The sequence below is a fragment of the Nocardioides palaemonis genome (assembly GCF_018275325.1).
Lineage (GTDB): Bacteria > Actinomycetota > Actinomycetes > Propionibacteriales > Nocardioidaceae > Nocardioides > Nocardioides palaemonis.
The window spans coordinates 1437896-1461659 of the sequence record NZ_JAGVQR010000001.1; the positions used below are offsets into that span (position 1 = coordinate 1437896).

Here is a 23764-nt window from a genome sequence, read left to right on the forward strand (position 1 = left end):
CGCTTCGCTCCTCCGGACAACGCCGCGGGGACCCCGTTCCTTCGGAGAGGCTGCTGGTCTGCCGGACGCGCGGATTGGCCCGCGCGTCCGGCGCCTCGATATGCTGCTCCGGTTGCCCACCACGGGTGACACGCCGTCACGACGGCCGCGGAACCAGAGTGCCCCGGTGAACAGGCCCGGGCGCGCCGCGCAACGAGAGCCGAAGGAGCCCCCATGTCGATTGGTACCGACGCGGAGACCAAGAAGAAGATCATCGCCGAGTACGCCCTGACCGAGGGTGACACCGGTTCGCCCGAGGTGCAGATCGCGCTGCTCAGCCACCGCATCGCCCACCTCACCGAGCACCTCAAGCAGCACAAGCACGACCACCACAGCCGTCGTGGCCTGCTCCTGCTCGTCGGCCAGCGCCGTCGCCTGCTGAACTACCTGCAGAAGACCGAGATCGAGCGCTACCGCTCGATCGTCGAGCGCCTCGGCCTCCGCCGCTGATCACGGATCGGGCGACCTCCCGGACACGGGAGGTCGCCCGAGCCGCATCCGGCTCCGGGCCGCGCTAGTCTCGGCCCAGACGCCCTGCGTCACGCACAACTGAACAACCACAGATCCAGGAGCGACCCGCGCACCCGGCTCGGTCCTCGGTAGTGGCTCTCAGGTGCCCCGCTCAGCGGGTGCCGCACCTGCGGGCCTCGATCGAAGACCGGCACCTCATGCGGCGTCGCGGATCGCTCCGCGAAGAGAAAGCAGATCCTGCTTCCATGAGTGAACCCATCATCTCCGCTGTCGAGACCGTCATCGACAACGGTTCCTTCGGCAAGCGCACGGTCAAGTTCGAGACCGGCCTGCTCGCCCGCCAGGCGGCCGGCGCCGTCACGGCGTACCTCGACGACGAGACCATGCTCCTGTCGGCGACCACCGCGGGCAAGACGCCCAAGGACCACTTCGACTTCTTCCCGCTCACGATCGACGTCGAGGAGCGGATGTACGCCGTGGGCCAGATCCCCGGCTCGTTCTTCCGGTCCGAGGGCCGCCCGGGCGAGGACGCGATCCTCACCTGCCGCCTGATCGACCGCCCGCTGCGCCCGACCTTCAAGAAGGGCCTGCGCAACGAGGTCCAGGTCGTCATCACCGTCATGGCGCTCGACCCGAACATGCCCTACGACGTGCTGGCCATCAACGCCGCGTCCATGTCGACCCAGCTCTCCGGCCTGCCGTTCTCCGGCCCGGTCGGCGGCGTGCGCGTCGCGCTGATCGACGGCCAGTGGGTCGCCTTCCCGACCCACCAGCAGCTCGAGTCGGCCGTCTTCGACATGGTCGTCGCCGGTCGCGTCACCGAGTCGGGCGACGTCGCGATCATGATGGTCGAGGCCGAGGCCCCCGAGGACACCTACACCCTCATCCAGGGTGGCGCCCAGGCGCCCACTGAGGAGGTCGTGGCCGGTGGCCTCGACGCCGCGAAGCCCTTCATCAAGCAGCTGTGCGAGGCACAGTCGCAGCTCGCCGCCGAGGCCGCCAAGCCGGTCGAGGAGTTCCCGATCTTCCTCGACTACGAGGACGACGCCTACGCCGCCGTCGAGGCCGCCGCGAAGGCCGACCTGACCGCCGCGATGCAGATCGGCGACAAGCAGGAGCGCGAGACCCGCACCGACGAGCTCAAGGTCGCCCTGCTCGAGAAGCTCGGCGCCCAGTTCGAGGGCCGTGAGAAGGAGATCGGCGCGGCGTTCCGCTCGGTCACCAAGGCGGTCGTGCGCGAGCGCGTGCTGCGCGACAAGATCCGCATCGACGGTCGCGGCCTCGCCGACATCCGTCCGCTGCACGCCGAGGTCGGCGTGATCCCGCGGGTCCACGGCTCCTCGCTCTTCGAGCGTGGCGAGACCCAGATCCTGGGCGTCACCACCCTCGACATGCTCAAGATGGAGCAGCAGCTCGACACGCTGTCGCCGGAGAAGCACCGCCGCTACATGCACAAGTACGTCTTCCCGCCGTTCTCCACCGGTGAGACCGGCCGCGTCGGCTCGCCGAAGCGTCGCGAGGTCGGCCACGGTGCGCTCGCCCGCCGCGCGCTCCTGCCGGTGCTGCCCTCGCGCGAGGAGTTCCCCTACGCGATCCGCCAGCTGTCCGAGGCCATGGGCTCCAACGGCTCCACCTCGATGGGCTCGGTCTGCGCCTCGACCCTCGCCCTGCTGCAGGCCGGCGTGCCGCTGAAGGCGTCCGTCGCGGGCATCGCGATGGGCCTCATCTCCGACCAGGTCGACGGCGAGACCCGCTACGTCGCGCTGACCGACATCCTCGGCGCCGAGGACGCGTTCGGCGACATGGACTTCAAGGTCGCCGGCACCCGCGAGTTCGTCACCGCGCTCCAGCTCGACACCAAGCTCGACGGCATCCCGGCCGAGGTGCTCGCCGGCGCGCTGACCCAGGCCCGCGACGCGCGCCTGGCGATCCTCGACGTGATGGCCGAGGCCATCGACGCGCCGGAGGAGATGTCGGTCCACGCGCCGCGCATCATCACCATCCGCGTGCCCGTCGACAAGATCGGCGAGGTGATCGGTCCCAAGGGCAAGGTCATCAACCAGATCCAGGACGACACGGGCGCGACGCTGTCCATCGAGGACGACGGCACGGTCTACATCGGCGCGACCAACGGCGAGGCCGCCGAGGCCGCCAAGGCCGCGGTCAACGCGATCGCCAACCCGACCATGCCCGAGGTCGGCGAGCGCTACCTCGGCACGGTCGTCAAGACGACCAACTTCGGTGCGTTCGTCTCGCTGCTCCCGGGCAAGGACGGCCTGCTGCACATCAGCAAGCTGCGCGCCCTGGCCGGCGGCAAGCGCGTCGAGGCCGTCGAGGACGTCCTGTCGGTCGGCCAGAAGGTCCAGGTCTCGATCGCCGAGATCGACGACCGCGGCAAGCTCTCGCTGGTCCCGGTCGTCGAGGACGAGGGCGGCTCGGACGAGTCGTCCGAGGCCGACGTCGAGGCCACCGACGCCGAGTGACCTGACCCACCCGCTCCACCCGCGACCGGCCGGCCGTCAGGCCGGCCGGTCGTGGCGTTCCACCCCTGTTCCACCTCCGCTCCACCCCTGCTCCACCCGGAAGGACCCCCGTGCAGAAGAACGGCACCACCCGCACCCTCCACACCGTCAAGGACGACGACGGGACGGTGACCTCCCGCGTGCGGCGCACCGTCCTGCCGAGCGGACTGCGGATCGTCACCGAGCAGATGGCCGGGTCGCGCTCGGCGAGCATCGGCGTGTGGGTCGACGTCGGCTCGCGCGACGAGACGCCGGCCCTGCACGGCTGCTCGCACTTCCTCGAGCACCTGCTCTTCAAGGGCACGCCCGAGCGCTCGGCGATGGAGATCTCGGTCGCGCTCGACGCCGTCGGCGGGGAGTTCAACGCCTTCACCACCAAGGAGTACACGGTCTTCCACGCCCGGGTCCTCGACCAGGACCTGCCCACGGCCGTCGACGTGCTCGGCGACATGGTGGTCGCCTCGACGATCGCCGAGGCGGACGTCGAGGCCGAGCGCGACGTGATCCTCGACGAGATCGCGATGCACGACGACGACCCCGACGACGTGGTCCACAACCTCTTCGCCGCCCAGGCCTGGGGCGAGAGCCCCCTGGGCCGGCCGATCGCCGGCACCGAGGCGTCCATCAGCGCGATGACCCGCGCGCAGATCCACCGCTTCTACCGCCGCCACTACCGCCCCGACACCATGGTCGTCTCGGTCGCCGGCAACGTCGAGCACACCGCCGTGGTCCGCCAGGTCGTCAAGGCCTTCGGGCGCGGCGGGTTCCTCGACACCGAGTCCGAGCCGACGCTCTCGCAGCAGTCCGAGAAGGCGCGCAAGGTGCAGGCGGGGGAGTCGCGCACCGTCCGCCCACAGGAGCAGGTCAACCTCGTCCTCGGCGTCAAGGGCCTCACCCGCACCGACCCCCGGCGCTACGCCCTCGGCGTGCTCAACACGGCGCTCGGCGGCGGTACGTCGTCGCGGCTCTTCCAGGAGGTGCGCGAGCACCGCGGCCTGGCCTACTCGGTCTACTCCTTCGCCACCCACCACGCCGACGCCGGCGTGGTCGGGGTGTCCGTGGGTTGCCTGCCCGGGAAGTACGACGCCGTGCTGGAGACGGTGCGCGCCGAGCTCGCCAAGGTGGCCGCGGACGGCCTCACCGCGGAGGAGCTCGAGCGGGGCAAGGGCCAGCTCAAGGGCGGCCTGGTGCTCGGCCTGGAGGACTCCGGCTCGCGGATGTCACGCATCGGCAAGGCCGAGCTGGTTTTCGACGAGCTGCTGACCATCGACGAGGTCGTCGAGCGGATCGAGGCCGTCACGCTCGACGACGTCGCCACGCTCGCCCGGGACCTGTTCACCCAGCCCGAGCTGCTCGCCGTGGTGGGTCCGCAGGCCTAGCGCCGGCCGATGAGGCCGATGACCGGGGGAGCCTTCTGCTCCACCACGCTGACGCGGAACCCGCCGCGCAGCAGGTTCTCCGAGGCCTTCTTCACGATGTTGGGCACCAGCTCGGGGCGCGCCGCCTCGTAGAACAGGTAGACCGCGCCGCCGGGCACGACCCGCTCGTGCAGCAGCGCGATCTCGTCGTCGCAGGCGCGGACCCAGAAGAGGTTCACGTTGAACGCGAACACCTTGTTGAGCCGCTTCACCGGCACCCGCAGCGTGGCGAGGTCGATCTGGCGCACGACGAGCCGGCCGGCGTCGACGTACTGCTGGTTGCGGCGCTTGGTCCGGTCGACGCCCGACTCGGAGCGGTCGATCGCGAACAGCTTGCCGGTCTCCAGCTTGCTGCAGATCGCCTCGGCGCCGGCGCCGGGGCCGCAGCCGATCTCCAGGACCTGGTCGCCCGGCTGGACGTCCATGAGGTCGACGGCCCACTTGATGCGCGGCGGGATGGTCGAGGTCGGCATGGCGTACAGACTGCCAGACGGGGGGCAGGGCGTCAGCCACCGCCACCCTCTCGTCGGGGTCGGCGATAGGTTGGGGCCGTGAGCAGCGCTGAGCGACCCGAGCCCGACACCGCCCCTCCGGCCCGATCCGCGTGGGCGTGCTGGGTGCCCGGGGCAAGGTCGGCAGCGAGGTCTGCCGCGCGGTCGAGGCCGCGGCCGACCTCGAGCTCGCCGCCGCCGTCGACGCCGGTGACGACGTCGAGGAGCTGGTCCGTGCGGGCGTGCAGGTCGTCGTCGACTTCACCCACCCCGACGTGGTGATGGACAACCTGCGCTTCTGCATCGAGCGCGGCATCCACGCGGTGGTCGGCACCACCGGCTTCGACGACGAGCGGCTCGGTCGCCTCGAGGAGTGGCTGGGCGCGTCGCCGGGCACGGGCGTGCTGATCGCGCCCAACTTCTCGGTCGGGGCCATCTTGATGATGCGCTTCGCTGCCCAGGCCGCACCCTTCTTCGAGTCCGTCGAGGTGGTCGAGCTGCACCACCCCGACAAGGCCGACGCACCGTCCGGCACCGCCACCCGCACCGCGCGGCTGATCGCCGAGGCCCGGCGCGAGGCCGGCTGCGCCCCGATGCCCGACGCCACCTCGTCGGGACTCGAGGGCGCGCGCGGCGCCGACGTGGACGGCGTACGCGTCCACGGCCTGCGCGTGCGCGGTCTGGTCGCCCACCAGGAGGTCCTGCTCGGCACGGCGGGGGAGACGCTCACGATCCGCCACGACTCGCTGGACCGGGTCTCGTTCACGCCCGGCGTGCTGGTGGGCGTGCGCGGGATCGCCGCCCGGCCTGGCCTCACGGTCGGGCTCGAGGACCTCCTCGACATCGGCTGAGCCCGACCCGCCGGTAACCCCGGCGGGACCGCGTCGTTGGACGGGTAGTCGCCGCGACCCGCTCGGGGGTCCGGCACGTCCCCCGGAGGTACTCCCATGCGTCGCACCGCAGGACTCGCCGCCCTCGCCGTCGCCGCCGCGACCGCGGCGGCACTGCCCGTCACCTCAGCGAGCAGCGCCCCCGGCGCCGCGCCGGCGCGCGCCGGCGTCGCCGCCGACGCCCTCTCCGCCCTCCAGCAGCACCCGGGCGCCGCGCGCGCCGTCGCCGGGCAGGAGTTCGTCGTCCGCTCGACGCTCGTCGACCCCGACGGCAGCACGCACGTCCGCCTCGACCGCACGCTCGGCGGCCTGCGAGTCGTCGGCGGCGACCTCGTCGTGCACCGCGACGCCCGCGAGCAGTGGGAGGGTGTCAGCCAGACCCTGGCGGCACCGCTGACCCTCGCGACCGACCCCGCGGTCACCGCGGCCTCGGCCACCAGCCGCGTGCTCGCCCGCAACGCCCGGACGCGAGCCGTCGCGGGCGACGGCGAGGCCGAGGCGCGCGAGCTCGTGGTCGACGCGACCGGCGCGACGCCCCGACTCGCGTGGGAGGTGGTCACGGGCGGCACCCAGGCCGACGGCACGCCGTCGCGGCTCGCGACGTACGTCGACGCCGGCAGCGGGAAGGTGATCCGCAGCGAGCAGCAGGTCGTCAACGTCGACGGCGAGGGCCAGACGCTCTACAGCGGCACGGTCCCGCTCCAGGTGAGCGGCTCGGGGACGTCGTACACGCTGAAGGACGCCACCCGCGGGGGCACCTACACGACCGACATGGCCAACAAGGAGGACACGATCCTCTGCCAGATCTTCGGCGCCGGCTGCAAGACCGGCACCACGGTCACCTCGACCAGCCCGACCTTCGGCAACGGCAGCACCTCCGACCGGGCGAGCGCCGCCGCCGACGCGCAGTACGGCTCGGACGAGACGTGGGACTACTTCCAGCAGGTCCACGGCCGCGACGGGATCTGGGGCGACGGCCGCGGCTCCTACAACCGCGTCCACTACGGCAACGGCTACGTCAACGCCTTCTGGGACGGCACTAAGATGACCTACGGCGACGGTGACGGGGTGAGCTTCGGGCCGCTCGTGTCCCTCGACGTGGCCGGGCACGAGATGTCGCACGGCGTCACCGAGAACTCCGCGGGCCTGACCTACTCCGGGGAGTCCGGCGGCCTCAACGAGGCGACCTCCGACATCTTCGGCACGATGGTGGAGTTCCACGCCGCCAACGCGAACGACCCGGGCGACTACCTCATCGGCGAGCAGTTCGACCTCGCGCAGCACGCCGGCTTCCGCCGGATGGACCGCCCGTCGTCGGACGGCTCGTCGCTCGACTGCTGGAGCAGCGGGGCCAAGGACGTCGACGTGCACTACTCGTCGGGCATCGGCAACCACTTCTTCTACCTGCTCGCCGAGGGCAGCGGCGCGAAGACCATCAACGGTGTCGCGCACAGCTCGTCGACCTGCGACGGGTCGAGCGTGACCGGCATCGGCCGCGACGACGCGGCGGCGATCTGGTACCGCGCGCTGACGGTCTACATGACGTCGGGCACGACCTACGCCGGCGCCCGGACGGCGACGCTCAGCGCCGCGGCCGACCTGTTCGGCCAGGGCAGCACGCAGCACACCGGCGTGGGCGCTGCGTGGAGCGCGGTCTCGGTCGGTTGACCGCGACCTCGCACGGGTGGGGGTGTCAGACCAGGCGGGCCAGCGCCGCCACGACTGCCGCCCCCACCACCACGACGAGGAACGGCGCGCGGAGCAGCAGCGCCACCACGGCGAAGACGAGCCCGAGCACCCGCGCGTCCAGCGTCAGCGACGGTCCGTCGGCGAACACCTGGACGGCCACCAGCGCAGCCAGCAGCGCGACCGGGATCAGGTCGGCGACCCGCTCCACGGTCGGGTGGGCGAGCACCCGCTCCGGGAGCGACAAGCCGGCCAGCTTGAGCAGGTAGCAGCCCACGCCCGCCAGCACCACGGCGGTCCACATCAGCGGTGACCTCCCGCCACGTCGCCGGGGCCCGGGACCTCGGTCGGGTCCTGGGCACGCGCCAGGGCGCCGGCCACGACCGCCACCCCGCCCGCGGCGAGCACCGGGACCCCGGCCGCGGTCACGGGCACCGCGGCCAGTGCCACGGCAGCGGCCGCGACGCGACCAGCACGTTGCGACGAGCCTGCAGGCGCGGCCACAGCAGCGCGAGGAAGGCGGCGCCGACGGCGGCGTCGAGGCCGAACGTGCGCGGGTCGCCCACCGCCTCACCCGCGAGCGCTCCGATCGCGGTGGCGAGGTTCCACAGCACGAAGACCGCCACGCCGGTGGTGAGGAAGCCGAGGCGGGCCGCCTCGGTGGTCTCGCGGTTGACCGACATCGCCGTCGACTCGTCGATGAGCACGTGCGCGGCTGCCGCCCGCCGCCAGCCGCGCCAGCCCAGCTTCGGCGCCATCCGCAGGCCGTAGAGCGTGTTGCGGGTGCCGAGCAGGAGCGCGGTCGCCGCCCCGGAGAGGGGCGCACCGCCGGCTGCGACGACCCCGGCGAGGGCGAACTGGCTGGCGCCGGTGAACATCACGAGCGACAGCACGCAGGTCTGCGCGACGCTGAGGCCGGAGGCCACCGCCACCGCACCGAAGCCGACGCCGTAGGCACCGGTCGCGACGCCGACGGCCAGCCCGTCGCGGACGATGCCGGCGCGCTCGTCGGGGGACAGGGGGGCCTCGCTCACCCCGCCGAGGCTAGTGCGTGCTCAGGGCGTACGACGTCGGGCCCGCGCCGGCCGGACCTGACGGCGGTGGAAGTCGTGCACGAGGACGAACGCCGCGGCCGCGCCGGCGGCGCTGCCGGCCAGCACGCCCACCCTCGCGGTGAGCGGTACCTCGGGCATGACGCCGAACCAGAACCCGATGCCGGTGCAGACGACGAGCGCGCCCACCACGAGCAGCAGCCGGTGGAGGGCGGGAAGCGGTCCGAACATGTGGTCAACCCCCGTGGTCGGCGGGCCGGGCGGCCCGCACCTCCCATGGTGACCTCCGTCACACGGAAATCAAGCACCCGAAGGGAGGATCTTCACTCACCCGATCGCGGTGTGGAGCCGGACCTGCTTGACCCGGGTGGCGCCGGTGCCGTCCAGGTCGAGCTCGCGGTGGGCCGTGTCCGGCGCCCAGCCGGCGTCGGTCAGGAAGGTGCGCAGCGCGTCGTCACCGGCGTTGACCCAGCTCACCGCGCGCGTGAAGTGGTCGGCGGCGAGGGTGTCGACCGCCGCCTGCAGCAGCCGCGAGCCGTGCCCCTTGCCGCGCTCGCCCGGGTCGAGCGTCACCTCGGACACCTCGCCGTCGGCGACCGGGTCGCAGTCCGGGTCGGTCGCCGGCGAGGTCAGCGCGAAGCCGACCACGCGGTTGCGCTCGAGGGCGACCAGCACCCGGTGGCGGGCGTCCGCCGGACGCGACAGCGAGCGGTGCCACTGCGCGGCCACGGCGTCGACGTCGGTCGGGAACGCCTCGGCGGGCAGGACACCGGCGTAGAGGTCCGGCCACGCCCGCACCTGGAGGGCGGCGATCGACCCGGCGTCGTCGGCCCAGGCGACGCGCACCGAGACGTCGGCGGTCGGCCCGCCGGCAGGCGCCGTCATCGGTAGGTCTCGGGGAGCTTCTGGCCGATCTTGACCTGGGGCTTGGGCAGCCGCAGGAACTTCATCTGCAGCGAGCGCATCACGGCGTAGCCGGTGGCGCCCTTGGTGGACTGGCCGGGGAAGCGGGTGGAGAGCTCGCGGCGCAGCCGGAACCGCAGCATCACGATGTCGACGATGATCACCATGATCGTGGTGAACATGACCGTGTTGCCGATCTGGACCAGTCCCTGCCTGCCGGTCGTGCCGAGCAGCAGCGAGACGAGGAGCAGCGGGAGCATCAGCTCGATGAAGGAGAACCTCGAGTCGACGTAGTCGCGAATGAAGCGGCGCACGGGTCCGCGGTCACGCGCGGGCAGGAAGCGGTCGTCGCCGGTCTTCATCGCCTCGCGCATCCGGCGCGAGGCGTCACCGCGTGCCGCGCTGCGGGCGGCGGCCTGCTCCTTGCGGGTCCGGGGCGTACGCGCCCGGGCGCGGGCGGCCGCCTCGGCCTCCTTGCGGGTCGGGGTGGGGCGACCCTTCCCACCGACCTTGTCGGTCGCGGGGGTCTGGGGCTCGGGGCTGGAACGACGGAACAACGCTGCTGCCTTCACGTGGATCGGATGCTGGCCGCAGCCTATCCCGCGCGTGCCGACGCGCGGCGCCCCGCCGAGGTGGGCGCAAGTCCCTACCTCCTGCTTGGCTTTGGTCCTAGGGTGAGGACAACGCCACGACGGTTCCACCAGCCATTGACACGCACCACCCAGAGAGGGTCCGCACCCCGATGAGTCTCATGAAGCGCATCAGCCTGATCTTCCGTTCCAAGGCCAACAAGGCCCTGGACAGGGCCGAGGACCCCCGCGAGACCCTCGACTACAGCTACCAGCGCCAGCTCGAGCTGCTCTCGAAGGTGCGCCGTGGCGTGGCCGACGTCGCGACCAGCCGCAAGCGGGTCGAGCTCCAGGTCAACCAGCTCGAGCAGCAGGCCGCCAAGCTGCAGGCCCAGGCCGAGAAGGCGATCGCGGCCGACCGTGAGGACCTCGCGCGCGAGGCGCTGACCCGCAAGTCCGGGCTGGCCCAGCAGATCACCAGCCTCAAGGAGCAGCAGGCCACGCTCCAGGGCGAGGAGGAGAAGCTGGTCCTCGCCCAGCAGCGCCTGCAGGCGAAGGTCGAGGCGTTCCGGACCCGCAAGGAGACGATCAAGGCGACCTACACCGCCGCCGAGGCGCAGACCCGCATCGGCGAGGCGATGTCCGGCATCGGCGAGGAGATGGGCGACGTCGGGCTGGCCATCCAGCGCGCCGAGGACAAGACCGCCCAGATGCAGGCGCGCGGCCAGGCGATCGACGAGCTGATCGCCTCCGGCGCGCTCGACGACGCCTCCTCGCTCAACGCCGGCGACGACATCTCCCGCGAGCTCGACGCACTCAGCTCCACCTCCGACGTCGAGGCGGAGCTGGCCCGGCTCAAGGCCGGCTCGGCCGCACCGCAGGCCATCGAGGCCGGTGACGGCGGCGACATCCTCGAGCCGGCGCCCGAGCAGCAGGCCGCGCAGCGCCCGGCCGAGGGCGGCCAGGCATGATCGTCCGGATCCTCGGCGAGGGTCAGTACGACCTCGACGACGGGGCCCTCGACGCCCTCAACGGCCTCGACACCCAGATCGAGAGCGCCATCGAGGCCGGCGACGAGGACATGTTCCGCACCGCCCTGCAGGGACTGCTCGCCGCGGTCCGCTCGAGCGGTACCCACCACGCCGCCGACTCGCTCGACGAGTCCGACCTCATCCTGCCGCCGCCCGACGCGACGATCGACGAGGTCCGCGACCTGCTGGGCGACGACGGCCTGATCCCGGGCTGAGCCACCGCGTGGCGACGTCGCGCTTCGTCGGGGACTCCGGGCTGACCGCCCGGATGACCCTCACGATGTTCCTGCTCGGTGGGCTCTTCGTGGGGCTGGTGGTCGCCCTGATGGCCACCTTCCGCGGGTACTCGGTGCTGATCGCCGTGATCGCGATCGGCGTCGCGTTCTACCAGTGGTGGACCTCCGACACCGTCGCGATGCGGGCGATGCGGGCGCGGGAGGTCACCCCGGAGCAGGCCCCCGAGCTGCACGGGATGATCGACCGGCTGTGCGCGCTGGCCGACATGCCCAAGCCGCGCGTCGGGATCGCGGACCTCTCGGTGCCCAACGCGTTCGCCACCGGTCGCTCGCCCGACCGGTCGGTGGTCTGCGTGACCACCGGGATCCTCCAGGTGCTCGACGCAGAGGAGCTCGAGGCCGTCCTGGCCCACGAGCTCAGCCACGTCGCGCACCGCGACGTGCTCGTGATGACCGTCGCCTCGTCGGCCGGCATCGCGGCCGGCCTCCTGATGCGCTTCACCCAGTTCGGCGCGATGGGTCGCTCGCGCAACAACACCGGTGCCCTCCCTGCCGTCCTGGTCGCGCTGGTCGTCAGCCTGGTGGTCTACGCCGTGAGCTTCGTGCTGCTGCGCCTGCTCTCGCGCTACCGCGAGCTCAGCGCGGACCGGGCCGGCGCCTACCTCACCCTCAAGCCGGCCGCGCTGGCCTCGGCGCTCCAGAAGATCAGCGGCGAGGTCGCCGCCACACCGCGCCGCGACCTGCGGGCCGCCGGCGCCGCCAGCGCGCTGTGCATCGTGCCGGCGCTGAGCGGCGGGCTCAGCGGCCTGGCCGCCACCCACCCGCCGCTCCAGCAGCGCCTCGAGCAGCTGGCGCGGATCCAGGCCGAGCTGAGCAGGCCCAGCTGATGGCGGGGGAGCGGTGATGGGTCTCTGGGACGCGGTCCGCGGGCGTACGCAGCCGCGCCGCAACGACCTCGACGCGCTGTTCCACGTCCCGAGTGCGGCGATCACGCTCCAGACGGCGCTGGGCCTCGAACCCACCGGCCAGGCGTCCGTCTGCTACCGCTCGGCCGCCGGTGCGGCGTTCGCGCAGACCCAGGCGGAGGTGGAGGCGCTGCTGCGCGACGACGTCGACGCCCCCGACGTGTCCGTCACCCGCGACGACTACGGTTTCACCTGGCTGGTCGTCACCGGTGACCGGTCCGACGTCCCGGGTCTCTGCACCGACCTGCACGCCGTCAACACCACGCTGGAGCTCAACGGCTTCGCGGGCAGCCTGCTCTGCTCGCTGGTGCCGTTCGCCGACGCCGGGGGACGGCGCGTCGGCCTGACCTACCTCTACAAGCAGGGCACCTTCTACCCCTTCGCACCGTCGGGCGAGCAGGAGCGCGACACGCTCCTCGAGCTCTCGGTGCGCGACCTCTTGGACAAGGAGCTTCCGATGGAGCCCGACCTGCAGCGCTGGCTGGCCGTGTGGAAGGCGCCGGGCCTGTGAGCCCCGACGAGGCGCGCCCCGACGCCGACCGCCGGAGCGACGCCCAGCGCGACCGCGCGATCGGCGCCTACCACGTGCTCGACCACGAGCCGCGGCGCGAGCTCACGGCGCTCGTCGACCTGGCGGCGCAGGTCGCCGGGGTCCCCTACGCCACGATCAACCTGCTCACCAGCAGCCTGCAGCACCAGGTCGCCACTGCCGGCTTCGTCGGGTCGTCGTCACCCGTGGAGACCTCGATGTGCCGCACCGTGGTCGACCGCGGGGAGCCGGTCATGGTGGCCGACGCCAGCCAGGACGAGCGCTACGCCGACAGCCCCTGGACCACGGGCGAGGTCGCGACCGTGAAGTTCTACGGCTCCCACCCGCTCCGCACGCCCGACGGGCTGGTGATCGGCACGCTGTGCGTGTTCGACGACGAGGCGCAGAAGGTGACCCCGGAGGCCGCGGCGGGGCTGGCGCAGCTGGCCGACCGGGTGGTCGACGTGCTGGAGCTCGAGCTGGCCGGGCGTCGACTGCGCGATGCCAACGCCAGGCTCGCGCAGTCCAACGAACGGCTGGCCCACTTCGCCGGGCAGGTGACCCACGACCTGAAGAACCCGCTCACCTCGATCTCGCTGTCGCTCGAGGCGCTGGAGATGGAGGTCACCGACCCCTACCTGGTCGACACCGTGGCGCGGGCGCGCCGCGGGGTGGACCGGATGACCGAGATGATCGCCCACCTGCTCGCCTTCGCGTCGCAGGGCTCCGCGCCCGGCCACGACGAGGTCGACCTGAACGACGAGATGGCCGCGGCGCTCGACGACCTCGCTGGCCGGGTGGACCGGTCGTGCGTCACGGTCGAGCAGCTCCCGGTCGTCCGCGGCGATGGCGTCCAGCTGCGTTCGGTGCTGATGAACCTCGTCGACAACGCCGCGAAGTTCACCCTCCTCGGCGAGCAGCCCGACATCGAGGTGGTCGGCGTGGAGCTCGAGGACCGGCACCGCGTCGAGGTCCGCGACCACGGGCGCGGCGTGCCCGCCGACAAGCGCGAGCGGGTGTTCGCGCCCCTCGCCCGCCTCGACAAGAGCGTGGAGGGGTCGGGCCTCGGCCTCGCGACCTGCCGACGCATCATCGAGGCGCACGGCGGCTCGATCGGCGTCGACGAGCGCGAGGGTGGTGGCTCGGTCTTCTGGTTCGAGCTCCCGGACCACTAGCGGGAAGGGGTCAGGGGAGCCGCGCCTGCTTCATCTGGCGCGAGGCGTAGACGTTGCCGATGACGGTGCCGTCGAGCCAGGCGGTCAGGCGCGCGGCCTCGTGCTCGAGCGCCGCCTGCCCGTCGGGTCCGACGTCCTCCAGCAGCGAGAGCCGGACCACGCCCGCGTCGTCCTGGACCCAGCAGCCGACGACCCGACCGTCCCACCACGCCGTGGTGCCGGCGTTGCCGTTGGTGTCGAAGAGGTACGGCACGTGGGCGGGGTCGAGGTAGAACCCGCGGGACTTCCAGCCCATCACCGTGGGGTCGAGCGTCGGCAGCAGGGCCGCCCACGGCTCCACCGGGTCGGTGTCGTCGGTGTCGTCGGGGTGCACCCAGCCGGTGGAGCCGTCGTCGAGCGCGACCTCGACCGCTCCGACGTCGACCAGGGCGCGGGTGACCGCGGTCTTGGTGGACCCGAGCCACCACTGGATGTCGGCCGCGGTGCCGGGACCGAAGGTGTGCAGCCACGACTCCACCAGCGCGGCGTAGCCCGCGGCCTCGCCCAGCGGCTCGGGGACGACGCCCAGCCACTGCTCGGTGGTCGTCCAGGTCGGCTTGTTCAACCTCCAGTGCCCGGCGTTGCGTCCGCGCACGGCACGCCCCTCGAGCCCGAGCGTGGTCAGCACCCACGGGGCGACCGGCACGGGACGGTCCCAGGTCTTGTCGGTGTCGCCGCCGATCGTCCCGGCCAGCTCGGGCAGCTCTGCCCGCAGCTCGGCCGTCGAGGCGGGACCGACGGCCAGCCGGGCGAGGGTGGCTTCGTGGGCGGCGTCGAGCCACGCCTCGCCGTCGGCGGCGATGCCGGCGCCCGCGATGGCCTTCGCGATCCGCTTGCGCTCGGCGGTGGCGACCCGGGCGGACGCGCTGCCCCACGCGGCGGTCAGCAGGTCGCGCGGGAAGACGAAGAGGGTGCGGCGCATCGCCAGTTGCTTGACGACGTCGCGGGTGTCGTAGAGCGCGGCGTCGACGTCTGACGGGGCGACGCCCTCGGCCCGCGCCGCGACCGCGAGGTGGACGGTCGCCGCCTCCGTGGCGTGCAGGACCGTCATCGCCCGGGTGACGCCCACCACGTCGTGGCGGCGGTGCGCCGGCGCCAGGCAGTGGCGTACGGCGATGCGCCGGCGCCGCTCGGCGTCCGTGACGTGTCGCAGGGACATCGGCGCGCTCAGTCGCGGTGGGACTTGCCGGGCAGGTCGAGCATCCGCTGGAGCGCGACGAGTGCCTCGGCCTCGGTCTCGGGGTCGACGACGATCCGGTTGACGACGGTGCCGGCGACGAGGCTCTCCAGGGCCCACACGAGGTGGGGCAGGTCGATGCGGTTCATCGTCGAGCAGTAGCAGACGTTGCGGTCGAGGAAGACGATCGTCTTGTCCGGATGCGCGTCGGCCAGCCGCTTGACCAGGTTGAGCTCGGTGCCGATGGCCCACACGGTGCCGGGCTCGGCGGCCTCGATCGTCTTGATGATGAACTCGGTGGAGCCGACCAGGTCGGCCTTGAGGACCACCTCGTGGCGGCACTCGGGGTGGACGAGCACGTTGATGCCGGGGTGCTGGGCGCGCAGCTCGTCGACGACGTCCTCGGAGAACCGTCCGTGGACCGAGCAGTGGCCCTTCCACAGGATCATCCGGGCCTGTTGGAGCTCGTCGGCGGTGAGGCCGCCGCCGGGCTGCAGCGGGTCCCACACGACGCACTCGTCGAGCCCGATGCCCATCTGGAGGACCGCGGTGTTGCGACCGAGGTGCTGGTCGGGGAGGAACAGCACCTTCGCGCCGCCGACCGCGTCGGGCTTCTGCGCGAACGCCCAGTCGAGCGCGACGTCGGCGTTGGACGAGGTGCAGACCACGCCGCCGTTGCGGCCGCAGAAGGCCTTGATGTCGGCGCTGGAGTTCATGTAGGTCACCGGCACGACGTCGTCCTGCACGCCTGCGGCGGCCAGCGCGTCCCACGCGTCCTCGACCTGCCGCAGCCGGGCCATGTCGGCCATCGAGCAGCCGGCCGCGAGGTCGGGCAGCACGACCTGCTGGGTCGGCGAGGTGAGGATGTCGGCCGACTCGGCCATGAAGTGCACGCCGCAGAAGACGATGAACTCGGCGTCCGGCCGGGCCGCGGCGTCGCGCGCCAGCTTGAAGGAGTCGCCGGTGACGTCGGCGAACTGGATCACCTCGTCGCGCTGGTAGTGGTGGCCCAGCACGAAAACCCGCTCGCCGAGGGCCTCCTTCGCCGCGCGCGCCCGCGCCACGAGGTCGGGGTCTGACGCGGCCGGGAGGTCCCCGGGGCACTCGACGCCGCGCTCGGCGTCGAGGTCACGGCCCTTGCCGAGGGGGAGGAGCGGCAGGTCGACGAGACTCATGGAGCACATCCTAGGGAGGGTCGCCGACACGATCGCGCCGGTGGGAGGCTTCGCGCATGCCACGACGCGGAGAGGTGCTGGCCCTGGTGCAGGCCGGGGGACAGGGGTCACGGATGGACGTGCTCACCCGCGAGCGGGCCAAGCCGGCGCTGCCCTACGGCGGCGTGCACCGGCTGATCGACTTCGCGCTCTCGGGCCTCGTCCACGCCGACCTCGCGGACGTGTGGGTGTCGCTGGAGTACCAGGTGACGTCCATCGACGAGTACCTGTCCGGCGGGCGACCATGGAGCCTGGACCGCAACCGTGGCGGGGTCCGCCGGATGGTGCCGCAGACCGGCACGGGGCCCGCGACCGAGAGCGGCTTCGCGCACGGCAACGGCGACCTGCTCCTGCGGATGTCGGCCGACCTCGAGGCGTCCGGCGCCCGCACCCTCGTCGTCTGCAGCGCCGACCACGTCTTCAACGCCGACCTGGCGCCGGTCGTCGAGGAGCACGTGGCGGCGGGGCGTACCGCCACGGTGCTGACCAGCGAGGTCACCAGGAAGGACGCCTCCGACAACGTCGTCGTCCTCGCGCGCCGCGACGGCACGGTCACCGGCGTGGAGCACAAGCCCTCGCGACCCTCGGCCGGCACGGTGGCCACCGAGATCTTCGTCTACGACACCGAGGCGCTCCTGGAGGCCCTGCGCGACCTGCGGGCCGAGCTCGCCGGTGACCCCGACCTCGCCGACGGCGACAGCGGGATCGGCGACTTCGGCGAGCGGCTGCTGCCGCGGCTGGTCGGGGGTGGCCGGGTCGCCGCGGTCCCGCTGGAGGGCTACTGGCGCGACGTCGGCCAGCCCGGGCTCTACCTCCAGTCCCACCGCGACCTGCTGGCCGGGCGCGTGGACGTGTTCGACCACCCGTCGCGGCCGGTGGTCTCGCACTGGCCCGACCGTCCGGCCGCCCGCGTCCGGGCGACGGGGGAGTGCCACGACGCGCTGCTGTCGCCGGGCGCCGACGTGTCCGGGCTGGTGGTCGGCAGCGTGCTCGGCCCGGGCGTCGTCGTCGAGAAGGGCGCCGAGGTCCACGACAGCGTGCTGATGGAGGACTGCTTCGTGCGCGCTGGCTCCGTGGTCCGCACGTCGGTGCTCGACGAGCGCTGCGAGGTCGCGGGTGCCGGTCGGGTGGGCGCGGAGCCGACCGCCCGGCTCGCGCGCGACGAGGACCTCGTGCTGGCGGGTCGGGACTGCCGGATCGCCGGCCCGGTCCCCGCCGGGGCCAGGCTCGAGCCGGGGGCGGTCGTCGACGGGTGACGGCCGGTTCGCGCGTACGCCACGCCGGCAGCGGTGAGCCACCCACACTCCTGGCGCGCGAAATGTGGCTCAGCCACCGCCATCGGCCGGTCGCGCGTACGCCACGCCGGCAGCGGTGAGCCAGCCACACTCCTGGCGCGCGAAGTGTGGCTCAGCCACCGCTCCCGACGACCGACGCGCGCCTGCTAGAGCAGGCTGCCGTGGTGGAGGTAGGGCGTGGGCGGCTTCATCCGCCGCAGGCAGAGGTAGCCGTTCTGGTGGATCGCCATCCGGGCGGCGAGCCCGACGTCGAGGGCCCAGGCGTTGGCCGCCGTGACGTGGTGCACCGAGACCTGCTCGCCGGGCGGCGAGGAGGCCAGCGCCTCCCACATCAGCTGCGCGGCGGTGCGCCGGTTGGTGGCGGCGAGCAGGGACGGCGAGCCGGTGTCGTCGACGTACGCGTAGCCGGAGCCGGTCGTGTGGTCGACCACCACGAGGCGGAACTGCGCGAGCAGCAGCTCGTGGTCGGAGAGGTGCGCGGCGCCGCGGGTGCGGCGGTCGACCGAGTCGAGCAGGTCGACGTCGGCCGCGGTCCCCTCCCGCACCCGCTCGACGACCGGGATCGCGCTGCGGTCCACGACGCCGGTGACGAACATCTGGGGGTGCAGGTCGAAGCCGGCCAGCCGGTAGCGGCGCACGGCGCCCGGGTCGGCGCTCGCGGCGAACATCCCGCGCAGGCAGCCGCGCCCGTGGTGCATCGCCGCCGCCATCAGCTGTGCCCCGATGCCCTGGCCCTGCTGGTCGGGTCGCACCGCGAAGGAGGCGAGGATCCACATCAGCTCGCGCACCCGTGACACCGCACCGCCGACGAGGACGCCGTCGACCTCGGCCGCCCAGCAGCCGCCGGGATCGGTGCGCAGCGCGGCCCGGGCGCGGTCGATCCACGCGCTGTTGCGGCCCGGTGGGCGGCGGACCGGCTCGGGCCACGACCGCTGGAACGTGCGCTGGTCGACCTCGTGGTAGCTCGTGGCGGTGATCTCGCCGAACGCCTCGAGGTCCTCCTCCCGCAGCGGGCGGACGAGCGCGTCGGTCACGACACGTGGGCCGCGAAGCGCGCCAGCAGGTCGCCCCAGTGGGTGTACTTCTCGCGCAGTGCCTCGGTCTCCTCGGTCCAGCCGCTGTGGACGAGGCGGACGAGCGTGCTTCCGTCGCCGGTGTCGGTGAAGCGCACGTCGAGCACGGTGGCCTCGTCCTCGGGGTGGCCGAGCCAGAACTCCTGCGCGTAGTGGCCGATGGGGTCCCACGACATCACCCGCCCCCAGACGTACTCCTCGTCGCCGTGCACCATCGCCACGGGACCGTTGGGGTCGATCGAGATGCCGGTGTAGGTCGCGGAGTCGGGGGTCAGCAGCGGGTCCCACCACTCGCCCATCTGGGCGGTGAAGCCGACGAACGCCGCCCTCGGGCTCCCCGGGACGACGACCTCGGCGACGACGGGATCAGTGCTCATGCGACCAGCATGCCCGACGGGTGCACTGCAAGGATGCAGGCATGCGCGTGCTGATCGCCCCCGACAAGTTCGCCGGCACCCTCACCGCGGTCGAGGCCGCCGAGGCGATCGCCGCCGGCTGGCGGAGCCGGGCCCCCGAGGACGAGCTCGACCTCGCGCCGATGGCCGACGGCGGGCCCGGCTTCGTCGACGTGCTGCACGCCGCGCGGGGTGGCGAGCTGGCCGCCGTGACGGTCTCCGGACCGCACGGCACACCGGTCCCGGCCGTGGTCCTGCGTGTGGGGGACACGGCGTACGTCGAGAGCGCCCAGGCGGCGGGTCTCCACCTCGCCGACGGCGACCCCGAGACCGCCACCAGCCACGGCGTCGGCGATCTCGTCCTCGCCGCCGTCGAGGGGGGCGCGACGACCGTCGTCGTGGGCCTCGGTGGCTCGGGCACGACCGACGGCGGTGCGGGTGTGCTGGCGGCGCTCGGCGCGAGCGCGGACGTGGACCTGTCGTCCGGCCCGGCCGGGCTCGTCGGCGTGACGCGCGTCGACCTCGCACCCGCACGCGAGCGGCTCGCGGGCGTCACGCTCGTGGCCGCCAGCGACGTCGACAACCCGCTCACCGGCCTGTTCGGGGCGGCCAAGACCTTCGGGCCGCAGAAGGGCCTCGCCGAGGACCGGATCGCGGTCGTCGACGGCTGGATCGAGGCGTTCGCGGCCGCCACCGACCGGCGTACGTCGCTGGAGAAGGGCGCGGGCGCCGCCGGGGGCATCGGCTACGCCCTCCTCGCGCTCGGTGCCACCCGTGAGCCGGGCATCGCGCTGGTCGCCGACGCGGTCGGTCTCGAGGACCGGGCGCGCGCCGCCGACCTCGTCCTCACCGGCGAGGGGTCCTTCGACTTCTCCAGCCGCGCCGGGAAGGTGCCCTACGGAGTCGCGACCGTGGCGGCCGAGGTGCTGCGCCCGTGCGTCGCGCTGGCCGGGCAGGTCCTGGTGGGCTCGCGCGAGATGCGGGCGCTGGGCATCGAGTCGGCGTACTCGCTGGTCGAGCTGGTGGGGGAGGAGCGGGCGCTCGGCGCGCCCGCGGACGCGCTGGCCGAGCTGGCCGAGCGGGTCGCACGCACCTGGTCGCGGTGATCGGCTTCCCCCAGGTACGGCCCGGCTGGCGTTCAGGCCGGCTTGCCCGGCTCCGCCGTGCTGCGCCGCCTCGCGTCGTGAGCGCACGGCGACTCCGTCACCGGTCGCTCACGGCGTTCGGGGAATAACCCCGCCTGTGCGACCATTGGGACGAGCAAGACCCCGAGACGTCCTGGAGTGATGAGATGACCGAGCAGGTCGAGACCACCGAGCGCCGCACCGACCAGATCAACCTGTCGGCCGTCGCCGCAGGCAAGGTGAAGAGCCTCCTGGAGCAGGAGGGCCGTGACGACCTGGCCCTGCGCATCTCCGTGCAGCCCGGCGGCTGCTCGGGCCTGCGCTACCAGCTGTTCTTCGACGAGCGCACGCTCGACGGCGACGTGACCACCGACTTCGACGGCGTGACCGTCGTCGTCGACCGGATGAGCGTCCCGTACCTCAACGGTGCCGAGATCGACTTCGTCGACACCATCGAGAAGCAGGGGTTCACCATCGACAACCCCAACGCCACCGGCTCCTGCGCCTGCGGCGACAGCTTCCACTGAGCTGACACACGCAAAGGGCCCCCTGCCAGCGGCAGGGGGCCCTTCGTCGCGTTCGGGGTCAGTCCAGGTGCAGGTGGAGCGCCGCCGCCAGCCGGGCGGCCGCCTCCGAGACCTGGATCTCGCGCTTGCCGACTTCGGCCGGGTAGTCCTCGAAGCGGAGGCTCGGCGGCGCTGACACGGCGGCGCGCGCGGCCCGCTCCAGGCGTGCCTCGAGGCCGAGGTTGCGGCCCGCGGCGCGGCAGTCGGCCGCCATCTCCTGCGGGGTCGCCAGCTCGTCGTGGACCAGGTGCGAGGGGCGCTGCGGACGCGGCGTCGAGGTCGTCATGTCGACGACGGTATTGGCTACTGATTGGTATGCGGAGACGTACCGAAAGGTAGTGTTCCCCGGCGTGTCCCTCCTCGTAGCCGGATCGATCGCGACCGACCACCTGATGTCCTTCCCGGGCAGGTTCTCCGACAGCCTCGTCGTCGACCAGCTCGACAAGCTGTCGGTGTCCTTCCTCGTCGAGGACCTCGAGGTCCGACGCGGCGGGTGCGCGGCCAACATCTGCTTCGGGCTGGGCAACCTCGGCCTCCGGCCGGTGCTGGTCGGCGCCGTCGGCGAGGACTTCGCGGAGTACCGCGCGTGGCTCGAGCGCCACAACGTCGACTGCGGCTCGGTGCACGTCTCCGAGACCCGCCACACCGCCCGCTTCGTGTGCACCAACGACACCGCGCACGCCCAGATCGCGAGCTTCTACGCCGGCGCGATGAGCGAGTCGCGCGAGATCGAGCTCAAGCCGATCGTGGACCGCGTCGGCGAGCCCGACTACGTGATCATCGGCCCGGACGACCCGCAGGGCATGCTGCGCCACACCGAGGAGTGCCGCCAGCGCGGCTACCGCTTCCTGGCCGACCCCTCCCAGCAGCTCGCCTTCGGCGACGGCGACCTGATCCGTCCACTGATCGACGGCGCGGAGATCCTCTTCTCCAACGAGTACGAGGCCAGCCTGATCACCCAGAAGACCGGCTGGAGCCGCGAGGAGGTGCTCTCCCGCGTCGGCACCTGGGTCGTCACCCTCGGCCCCGACGGCGTCCGGATCGACCGCGAGGGCGAGGAGTCGGTCGTCGTGCGGGCCGTGCCCGAGATCGAGAAGGTCGAGCCCACCGGCGTCGGCGACGCGTTCCGCGCCGGCTTCATGGCGGCGCTCAGCTGGGGCCTGGGCCACGAGCGTGCCGCCCAGCTCGGCTGCCTGCTCGCCGTCTACGTCGTCGAGCAGGTCGGCACCCAGGAGTACGAGATCTCCCGCGAGGCCTTCCTCGCCCGCTGCGCGGCGACGTACGGCGAGGACGCGGTCGCCGACTTCGCGCCGCACCTGCAGACGATCAGGCCCTGACCGGGCCCCGGCCCGCCCCGACCCACCTCTGGGTATCTGGGGACGAAATGGTGGGTCTGGGACCCCGTCTGACCCACCAGAACGTCCCCAGGTACCCACGTCAGGAGCGGCGGCGGACGACGTAGCGCGGCACCCCGTCGTCGGTGACGTCCGCGCCGACGTAGTCCTGCCCCTTCATCCGGCACCAGGCCGGGACGTCGACCGCGGCGGCGGCGTCCATCGCCACCACGGCGATCAGCTCCCCGACCTCGACGTCGGCGAGGTGCCGGGCCAGCTCGATGACCGGCATCGGGCAGGGGAGGGCTGTGCAGTCCAGCTCCAGGGCGACGGCCTGCCCGTCGTACGGGAGGCTCACAGGCCGACCCGGGCCCGGATCGCGGCCACGACCCCGGGCAGGGTGTCGCAGAACGCGTCGACGTCGGCGCGGGTGGTGTCGCGCTGCAGCGACAGGCGCACGTTGCCGTGGGTGAGCACCCCCATCGCCTCGAGCACGTGGCTGGGGGTGAGGGTCGAGGCGGTGCAGGCCGAGCCGCTCGCGATCCCGAGGCCGCGGCGGTCGAGCTCGGTGACCAGGGCCTCGCCGTCGACGTAGAGGCAGGAGAACGTCACGAGGTGGGGGAGCCGACGCACCGGGTCGCCCACCACCTCGATGTCGGGAACCTCCGCGGCCACCCGGCGGCGTACGACGTCGACGAGCGCGTGCTGCCGTGCGTTGACCTCGTCCCGCTCGGCCACGACCGCCTGCAGCGCCGCTGCGGCGGCGAGGACGGCGGGGACGTTCTCGAACCCGGTGGACCGCTCGTCCACCCGGTCGTCGCCGGGGAAGGGGTTGCGCCAGCGGGCGCGCTTGCGGACCAGCAGCACGCCGACCCCGGCCGGCCCACCCCACTTGTGCGCCGAGCCCGCGGCGCTCGCCCAGCCGTCGGGGAGCGGGAGGCGCCCCATCGAGGCGCAGGCGTCGGTGAAGAGCGGCACGTCGTCGGGCAGGTCGAGCCGGTCGACGTCCTGGACCGTGCCCACCTCGTGGTTGGCGGTCTGGAGCGCGACGACACCGACGCCCGGGTCGGCCGCTCCCCGCACGAGCTCGTCGACGGGGACCCGTCCGTCGCCCGAGACCCCGACCTCCACGCCCCGCGCGCCCCAGGCCACGGCGTGCCGGACCGCGGAGTGCTCGACGGCCGGGTGCACGACGCCGTCCCCGCGCCGCGAGCCCCTCACCAGCCCCAGCAGTCCCAGGTGCACCGCGTGGGTGCCGCTCGGCGTGAAGGTCACCTCGTCGGGCCGCACCGCTAGCGCGTCGGCGGTCGCCTCGCGGGCGTTGTCGAGCAGCAGCCGCGCCTCGCGCCCGGGCCGGTGCAGCCGACGGGGGTCGGCCCAGCCGCGGTCGAGGGCGGCGAGGAACGCGTCGCGGGCGGCCGGGTGGAGCGGGGTCGACGACGCGCTGTCGAGGTCGGCGGGACCGGTCACCGACCGAACTCTGCCACGCGGCGCCCCGTGCAGAGGTACCGCTGGAGGAGGGCGGCCCGCCGGACGGCCGACACCCGACCCTGCCCGGCACGACCCGGCC

General features: G+C 73.0%; 28 protein-coding genes. 14 read left to right on the forward strand and 14 right to left on the reverse strand.

What is annotated here, in order from left to right; genetic code table 11:
• Positions 1-213 precede the first annotated feature (213 nt).
• From rpsO to KDN32_RS07030, 3 genes are all read left to right on the forward strand, one after another.
• Complete coding sequence (gene rpsO / locus KDN32_RS07020; protein ID WP_211731327.1) at positions 214-489, forward strand: 30S ribosomal protein S15; 276 nt, start codon at positions 214-216, stop codon at positions 487-489.
• 266 nt (positions 490-755) lie between these two features.
• A complete protein-coding gene (locus KDN32_RS07025; protein WP_211731328.1) occupies positions 756-2993 on the forward strand; it encodes a polyribonucleotide nucleotidyltransferase in 2238 nt (745 codons plus the stop codon).
• Positions 2994-3103: 110 nt separating this feature from the next.
• Entirely contained in the window at positions 3104-4411 is a 1308-nt protein-coding gene (locus KDN32_RS07030) for a M16 family metallopeptidase (protein WP_307853797.1), read from the forward strand.
• Here the strand turns inward: KDN32_RS07030 and KDN32_RS07035 are convergent.
• Positions 4408-4923, reverse strand: coding sequence for a class I SAM-dependent methyltransferase (locus tag KDN32_RS07035; RefSeq protein WP_211731329.1), 516 nt, complete (start codon positions 4921-4923; stop codon positions 4408-4410). The two genes, KDN32_RS07030 and KDN32_RS07035, sit on opposite strands and share 4 nt — an antisense overlap.
• A gap of 125 nt (positions 4924-5048) precedes the next feature.
• On the opposite strand from KDN32_RS07035, the gene dapB reads away from it, so the two are divergent.
• Positions 5049-5792, forward strand: coding sequence for a 4-hydroxy-tetrahydrodipicolinate reductase (gene dapB / locus KDN32_RS07040; RefSeq protein ID WP_211732406.1), 744 nt, complete (start codon positions 5049-5051; stop codon positions 5790-5792).
• 96 nt (positions 5793-5888) lie between these two features.
• Complete coding sequence (locus KDN32_RS07045; RefSeq protein WP_211731330.1) at positions 5889-7499, forward strand: M4 family metallopeptidase; 1611 nt, start codon at positions 5889-5891, stop codon at positions 7497-7499.
• A 25-nt stretch (positions 7500-7524) separates the two neighbouring features.
• On the opposite strand, the gene KDN32_RS07050 is transcribed toward KDN32_RS07045, so the two are convergent.
• The 6 genes from KDN32_RS07050 to KDN32_RS07070 all read right to left on the reverse strand — a co-directional run bounded on the left by KDN32_RS07050 (position 7525) and on the right by KDN32_RS07070 (position 10044).
• Positions 7525-7821, reverse strand: coding sequence for an AzlD domain-containing protein (locus KDN32_RS07050; protein WP_249216377.1), 297 nt, complete (start codon positions 7819-7821; stop codon positions 7525-7527).
• The gene (locus KDN32_RS22835; protein WP_283093372.1) at positions 7821-7952 is read right to left on the reverse strand and encodes a hypothetical protein; all 132 of its coding nucleotides are present in this window, start codon (positions 7950-7952) and stop codon (positions 7821-7823) included. The genes KDN32_RS07050 and KDN32_RS22835 overlap by 1 nt, the downstream gene beginning before the upstream one ends.
• Positions 7943-8551 carry an AzlC family ABC transporter permease gene (locus KDN32_RS07055; RefSeq protein WP_307853799.1) on the reverse strand — a complete coding sequence of 203 codons (609 nt, stop codon included), beginning with the start codon at positions 8549-8551 and terminating at the stop codon, positions 7943-7945. Before KDN32_RS07055 ends, KDN32_RS22835 begins: the two co-directional genes overlap by 10 nt.
• A gap of 21 nt (positions 8552-8572) precedes the next feature.
• A complete protein-coding gene (locus KDN32_RS07060; RefSeq protein ID WP_211731331.1) occupies positions 8573-8800 on the reverse strand; it encodes an OapA N-terminal domain-containing protein in 228 nt (75 codons plus the stop codon).
• Positions 8801-8896: 96 nt separating this feature from the next.
• Positions 8897-9454, reverse strand: coding sequence for a GNAT family N-acetyltransferase (locus KDN32_RS07065; protein ID WP_211731332.1), 558 nt, complete (start codon positions 9452-9454; stop codon positions 8897-8899).
• Complete coding sequence (locus KDN32_RS07070; protein WP_307853801.1) at positions 9451-10044, reverse strand: DUF3043 domain-containing protein; 594 nt, start codon at positions 10042-10044, stop codon at positions 9451-9453. The genes KDN32_RS07065 and KDN32_RS07070 overlap by 4 nt, the downstream gene beginning before the upstream one ends.
• Positions 10045-10214: 170 nt before the next feature.
• On the opposite strand from KDN32_RS07070, the gene KDN32_RS07075 reads away from it, so the two are divergent.
• The 5 genes from KDN32_RS07075 to KDN32_RS07095 are packed head-to-tail and all read left to right on the forward strand — an operon-like array spanning position 10215 to position 13977.
• The gene (locus KDN32_RS07075) at positions 10215-11012 is read left to right on the forward strand and encodes a PspA/IM30 family protein (RefSeq protein WP_211731333.1); all 798 of its coding nucleotides are present in this window, start codon (positions 10215-10217) and stop codon (positions 11010-11012) included.
• The gene (pspAA, locus tag KDN32_RS07080; protein WP_211731334.1) at positions 11009-11287 is read left to right on the forward strand and encodes a PspA-associated protein PspAA; all 279 of its coding nucleotides are present in this window, start codon (positions 11009-11011) and stop codon (positions 11285-11287) included. The genes KDN32_RS07075 and pspAA overlap by 4 nt, the downstream gene beginning before the upstream one ends.
• Before the next feature lie 8 nt (positions 11288-11295).
• Positions 11296-12195: a zinc metalloprotease HtpX gene (htpX, locus tag KDN32_RS07085; protein WP_211731335.1), complete on the forward strand. Its 900-nt coding sequence runs from the start codon at positions 11296-11298 to the stop codon at positions 12193-12195.
• 16 nt (positions 12196-12211) lie between these two features.
• Positions 12212-12784: a PspA-associated protein PspAB gene (gene pspAB, locus KDN32_RS07090; RefSeq protein ID WP_211731336.1), complete on the forward strand. Its 573-nt coding sequence runs from the start codon at positions 12212-12214 to the stop codon at positions 12782-12784.
• The gene (locus tag KDN32_RS07095; protein WP_211731337.1) at positions 12781-13977 is read left to right on the forward strand and encodes a sensor histidine kinase; all 1197 of its coding nucleotides are present in this window, start codon (positions 12781-12783) and stop codon (positions 13975-13977) included. Before pspAB ends, KDN32_RS07095 begins: the two co-directional genes overlap by 4 nt.
• A gap of 10 nt (positions 13978-13987) precedes the next feature.
• Here the strand turns inward: KDN32_RS07095 and KDN32_RS07100 are convergent, their stop codons facing one another.
• Entirely contained in the window at positions 13988-15175 is a 1188-nt protein-coding gene (locus KDN32_RS07100; protein WP_249216378.1) for a winged helix DNA-binding domain-containing protein, read from the reverse strand.
• An 8-nt stretch (positions 15176-15183) separates the two neighbouring features.
• Positions 15184-16368, reverse strand: coding sequence for a quinolinate synthase NadA (gene nadA / locus KDN32_RS07105; RefSeq protein WP_211731338.1), 1185 nt, complete (start codon positions 16366-16368; stop codon positions 15184-15186).
• Between the two features lie 56 nt (positions 16369-16424).
• On the opposite strand from nadA, the gene KDN32_RS07110 reads away from it, so the two are divergent.
• On the forward strand, positions 16425-17663 hold the full coding sequence (locus KDN32_RS07110; protein ID WP_211731339.1) for a glucose-1-phosphate adenylyltransferase family protein: 1239 nt from the start codon (positions 16425-16427) through the stop codon (positions 17661-17663).
• Between the two features lie 185 nt (positions 17664-17848).
• On the opposite strand, the gene KDN32_RS07115 is transcribed toward KDN32_RS07110, so the two are convergent.
• Both KDN32_RS07115 and KDN32_RS07120 read right to left on the reverse strand, forming a co-directional pair.
• Entirely contained in the window at positions 17849-18736 is an 888-nt protein-coding gene (locus KDN32_RS07115) for a GNAT family N-acetyltransferase (protein WP_211731340.1), read from the reverse strand.
• Positions 18733-19152 carry an SRPBCC domain-containing protein gene (locus KDN32_RS07120; protein WP_211731341.1) on the reverse strand — a complete coding sequence of 140 codons (420 nt, stop codon included), beginning with the start codon at positions 19150-19152 and terminating at the stop codon, positions 18733-18735. The genes KDN32_RS07115 and KDN32_RS07120 overlap by 4 nt, the downstream gene beginning before the upstream one ends.
• A gap of 41 nt (positions 19153-19193) precedes the next feature.
• Between KDN32_RS07120 and KDN32_RS07125 the strand changes: the two genes are divergently transcribed.
• Together KDN32_RS07125 and erpA are read left to right on the forward strand one after the other, a co-directional pair.
• Complete coding sequence (locus tag KDN32_RS07125; RefSeq protein WP_211731342.1) at positions 19194-20276, forward strand: glycerate kinase family protein; 1083 nt, start codon at positions 19194-19196, stop codon at positions 20274-20276.
• 185 nt (positions 20277-20461) lie between these two features.
• The gene (gene erpA / locus KDN32_RS07130; protein WP_090971856.1) at positions 20462-20821 is read left to right on the forward strand and encodes an iron-sulfur cluster insertion protein ErpA; all 360 of its coding nucleotides are present in this window, start codon (positions 20462-20464) and stop codon (positions 20819-20821) included.
• A 58-nt stretch (positions 20822-20879) separates the two neighbouring features.
• Here the strand turns inward: erpA and KDN32_RS07135 are convergent, their stop codons facing one another.
• Positions 20880-21146: a hypothetical protein gene (locus KDN32_RS07135; protein ID WP_211731343.1), complete on the reverse strand. Its 267-nt coding sequence runs from the start codon at positions 21144-21146 to the stop codon at positions 20880-20882.
• 64 nt (positions 21147-21210) lie between these two features.
• Between KDN32_RS07135 and KDN32_RS07140 the strand changes: the two genes are divergently transcribed.
• Positions 21211-22197: a carbohydrate kinase family protein gene (locus KDN32_RS07140; protein ID WP_211731344.1), complete on the forward strand. Its 987-nt coding sequence runs from the start codon at positions 21211-21213 to the stop codon at positions 22195-22197.
• A 100-nt stretch (positions 22198-22297) separates the two neighbouring features.
• Here the strand turns inward: KDN32_RS07140 and KDN32_RS07145 are convergent, their stop codons facing one another.
• Together KDN32_RS07145 and KDN32_RS07150 are read right to left on the reverse strand one after the other, a co-directional pair.
• Positions 22298-22552, reverse strand: a complete 255-nt coding sequence (locus KDN32_RS07145; protein WP_307853803.1) for a sulfurtransferase TusA family protein — start codon at positions 22550-22552, stop codon at positions 22298-22300.
• Positions 22549-23664 carry a cysteine desulfurase family protein gene (locus KDN32_RS07150; RefSeq protein ID WP_211731345.1) on the reverse strand — a complete coding sequence of 372 codons (1116 nt, stop codon included), beginning with the start codon at positions 23662-23664 and terminating at the stop codon, positions 22549-22551. The genes KDN32_RS07145 and KDN32_RS07150 overlap by 4 nt, the downstream gene beginning before the upstream one ends.
• Positions 23665-23764: the final 100 nt, after the last annotated feature.

What these genes read in the sequence shown, in the direction of transcription:
- KDN32_RS07125 (WP_211731342.1), top strand. Translation starts at nt 19,194, where the DNA reads ATGCGCGTGCTGATCGCCCCCGACAAGTTCGCCGGCACCCTCACCGCG.
- KDN32_RS07050 (WP_249216377.1), bottom strand. Translation starts at nt 7,821, where the DNA reads ATGTGGACCGCCGTGGTGCTGGCGGGCGTGGGCTGCTACCTGCTCAAG.
- KDN32_RS07065 (WP_211731332.1), bottom strand. Translation starts at nt 9,454, where the DNA reads ATGACGGCGCCTGCCGGCGGGCCGACCGCCGACGTCTCGGTGCGCGTC.
- KDN32_RS07110 (WP_211731339.1), top strand. Translation starts at nt 16,425, where the DNA reads ATGCCACGACGCGGAGAGGTGCTGGCCCTGGTGCAGGCCGGGGGACAG.
- KDN32_RS07120 (WP_211731341.1), bottom strand. Translation starts at nt 19,152, where the DNA reads ATGAGCACTGATCCCGTCGTCGCCGAGGTCGTCGTCCCGGGGAGCCCG.
- KDN32_RS07060 (WP_211731331.1), bottom strand. Translation starts at nt 8,800, where the DNA reads ATGTTCGGACCGCTTCCCGCCCTCCACCGGCTGCTGCTCGTGGTGGGC.
- KDN32_RS07045 (WP_211731330.1), top strand. Translation starts at nt 5,889, where the DNA reads ATGCGTCGCACCGCAGGACTCGCCGCCCTCGCCGTCGCCGCCGCGACC.
- pspAA (WP_211731334.1), top strand. Translation starts at nt 11,009, where the DNA reads ATGATCGTCCGGATCCTCGGCGAGGGTCAGTACGACCTCGACGACGGG.
- KDN32_RS07075 (WP_211731333.1), top strand. Translation starts at nt 10,215, where the DNA reads ATGAGTCTCATGAAGCGCATCAGCCTGATCTTCCGTTCCAAGGCCAAC.
- rpsO (WP_211731327.1), top strand. Translation starts at nt 214, where the DNA reads ATGTCGATTGGTACCGACGCGGAGACCAAGAAGAAGATCATCGCCGAG.
- KDN32_RS07135 (WP_211731343.1), bottom strand. Translation starts at nt 21,146, where the DNA reads ATGACGACCTCGACGCCGCGTCCGCAGCGCCCCTCGCACCTGGTCCAC.
- KDN32_RS07100 (WP_249216378.1), bottom strand. Translation starts at nt 15,175, where the DNA reads ATGTCCCTGCGACACGTCACGGACGCCGAGCGGCGCCGGCGCATCGCC.
- pspAB (WP_211731336.1), top strand. Translation starts at nt 12,212, where the DNA reads ATGGGTCTCTGGGACGCGGTCCGCGGGCGTACGCAGCCGCGCCGCAAC.
- KDN32_RS07025 (WP_211731328.1), top strand. Translation starts at nt 756, where the DNA reads ATGAGTGAACCCATCATCTCCGCTGTCGAGACCGTCATCGACAACGGT.
- KDN32_RS07035 (WP_211731329.1), bottom strand. Translation starts at nt 4,923, where the DNA reads ATGCCGACCTCGACCATCCCGCCGCGCATCAAGTGGGCCGTCGACCTC.
- erpA (WP_090971856.1), top strand. Translation starts at nt 20,462, where the DNA reads ATGACCGAGCAGGTCGAGACCACCGAGCGCCGCACCGACCAGATCAAC.
- nadA (WP_211731338.1), bottom strand. Translation starts at nt 16,368, where the DNA reads ATGAGTCTCGTCGACCTGCCGCTCCTCCCCCTCGGCAAGGGCCGTGAC.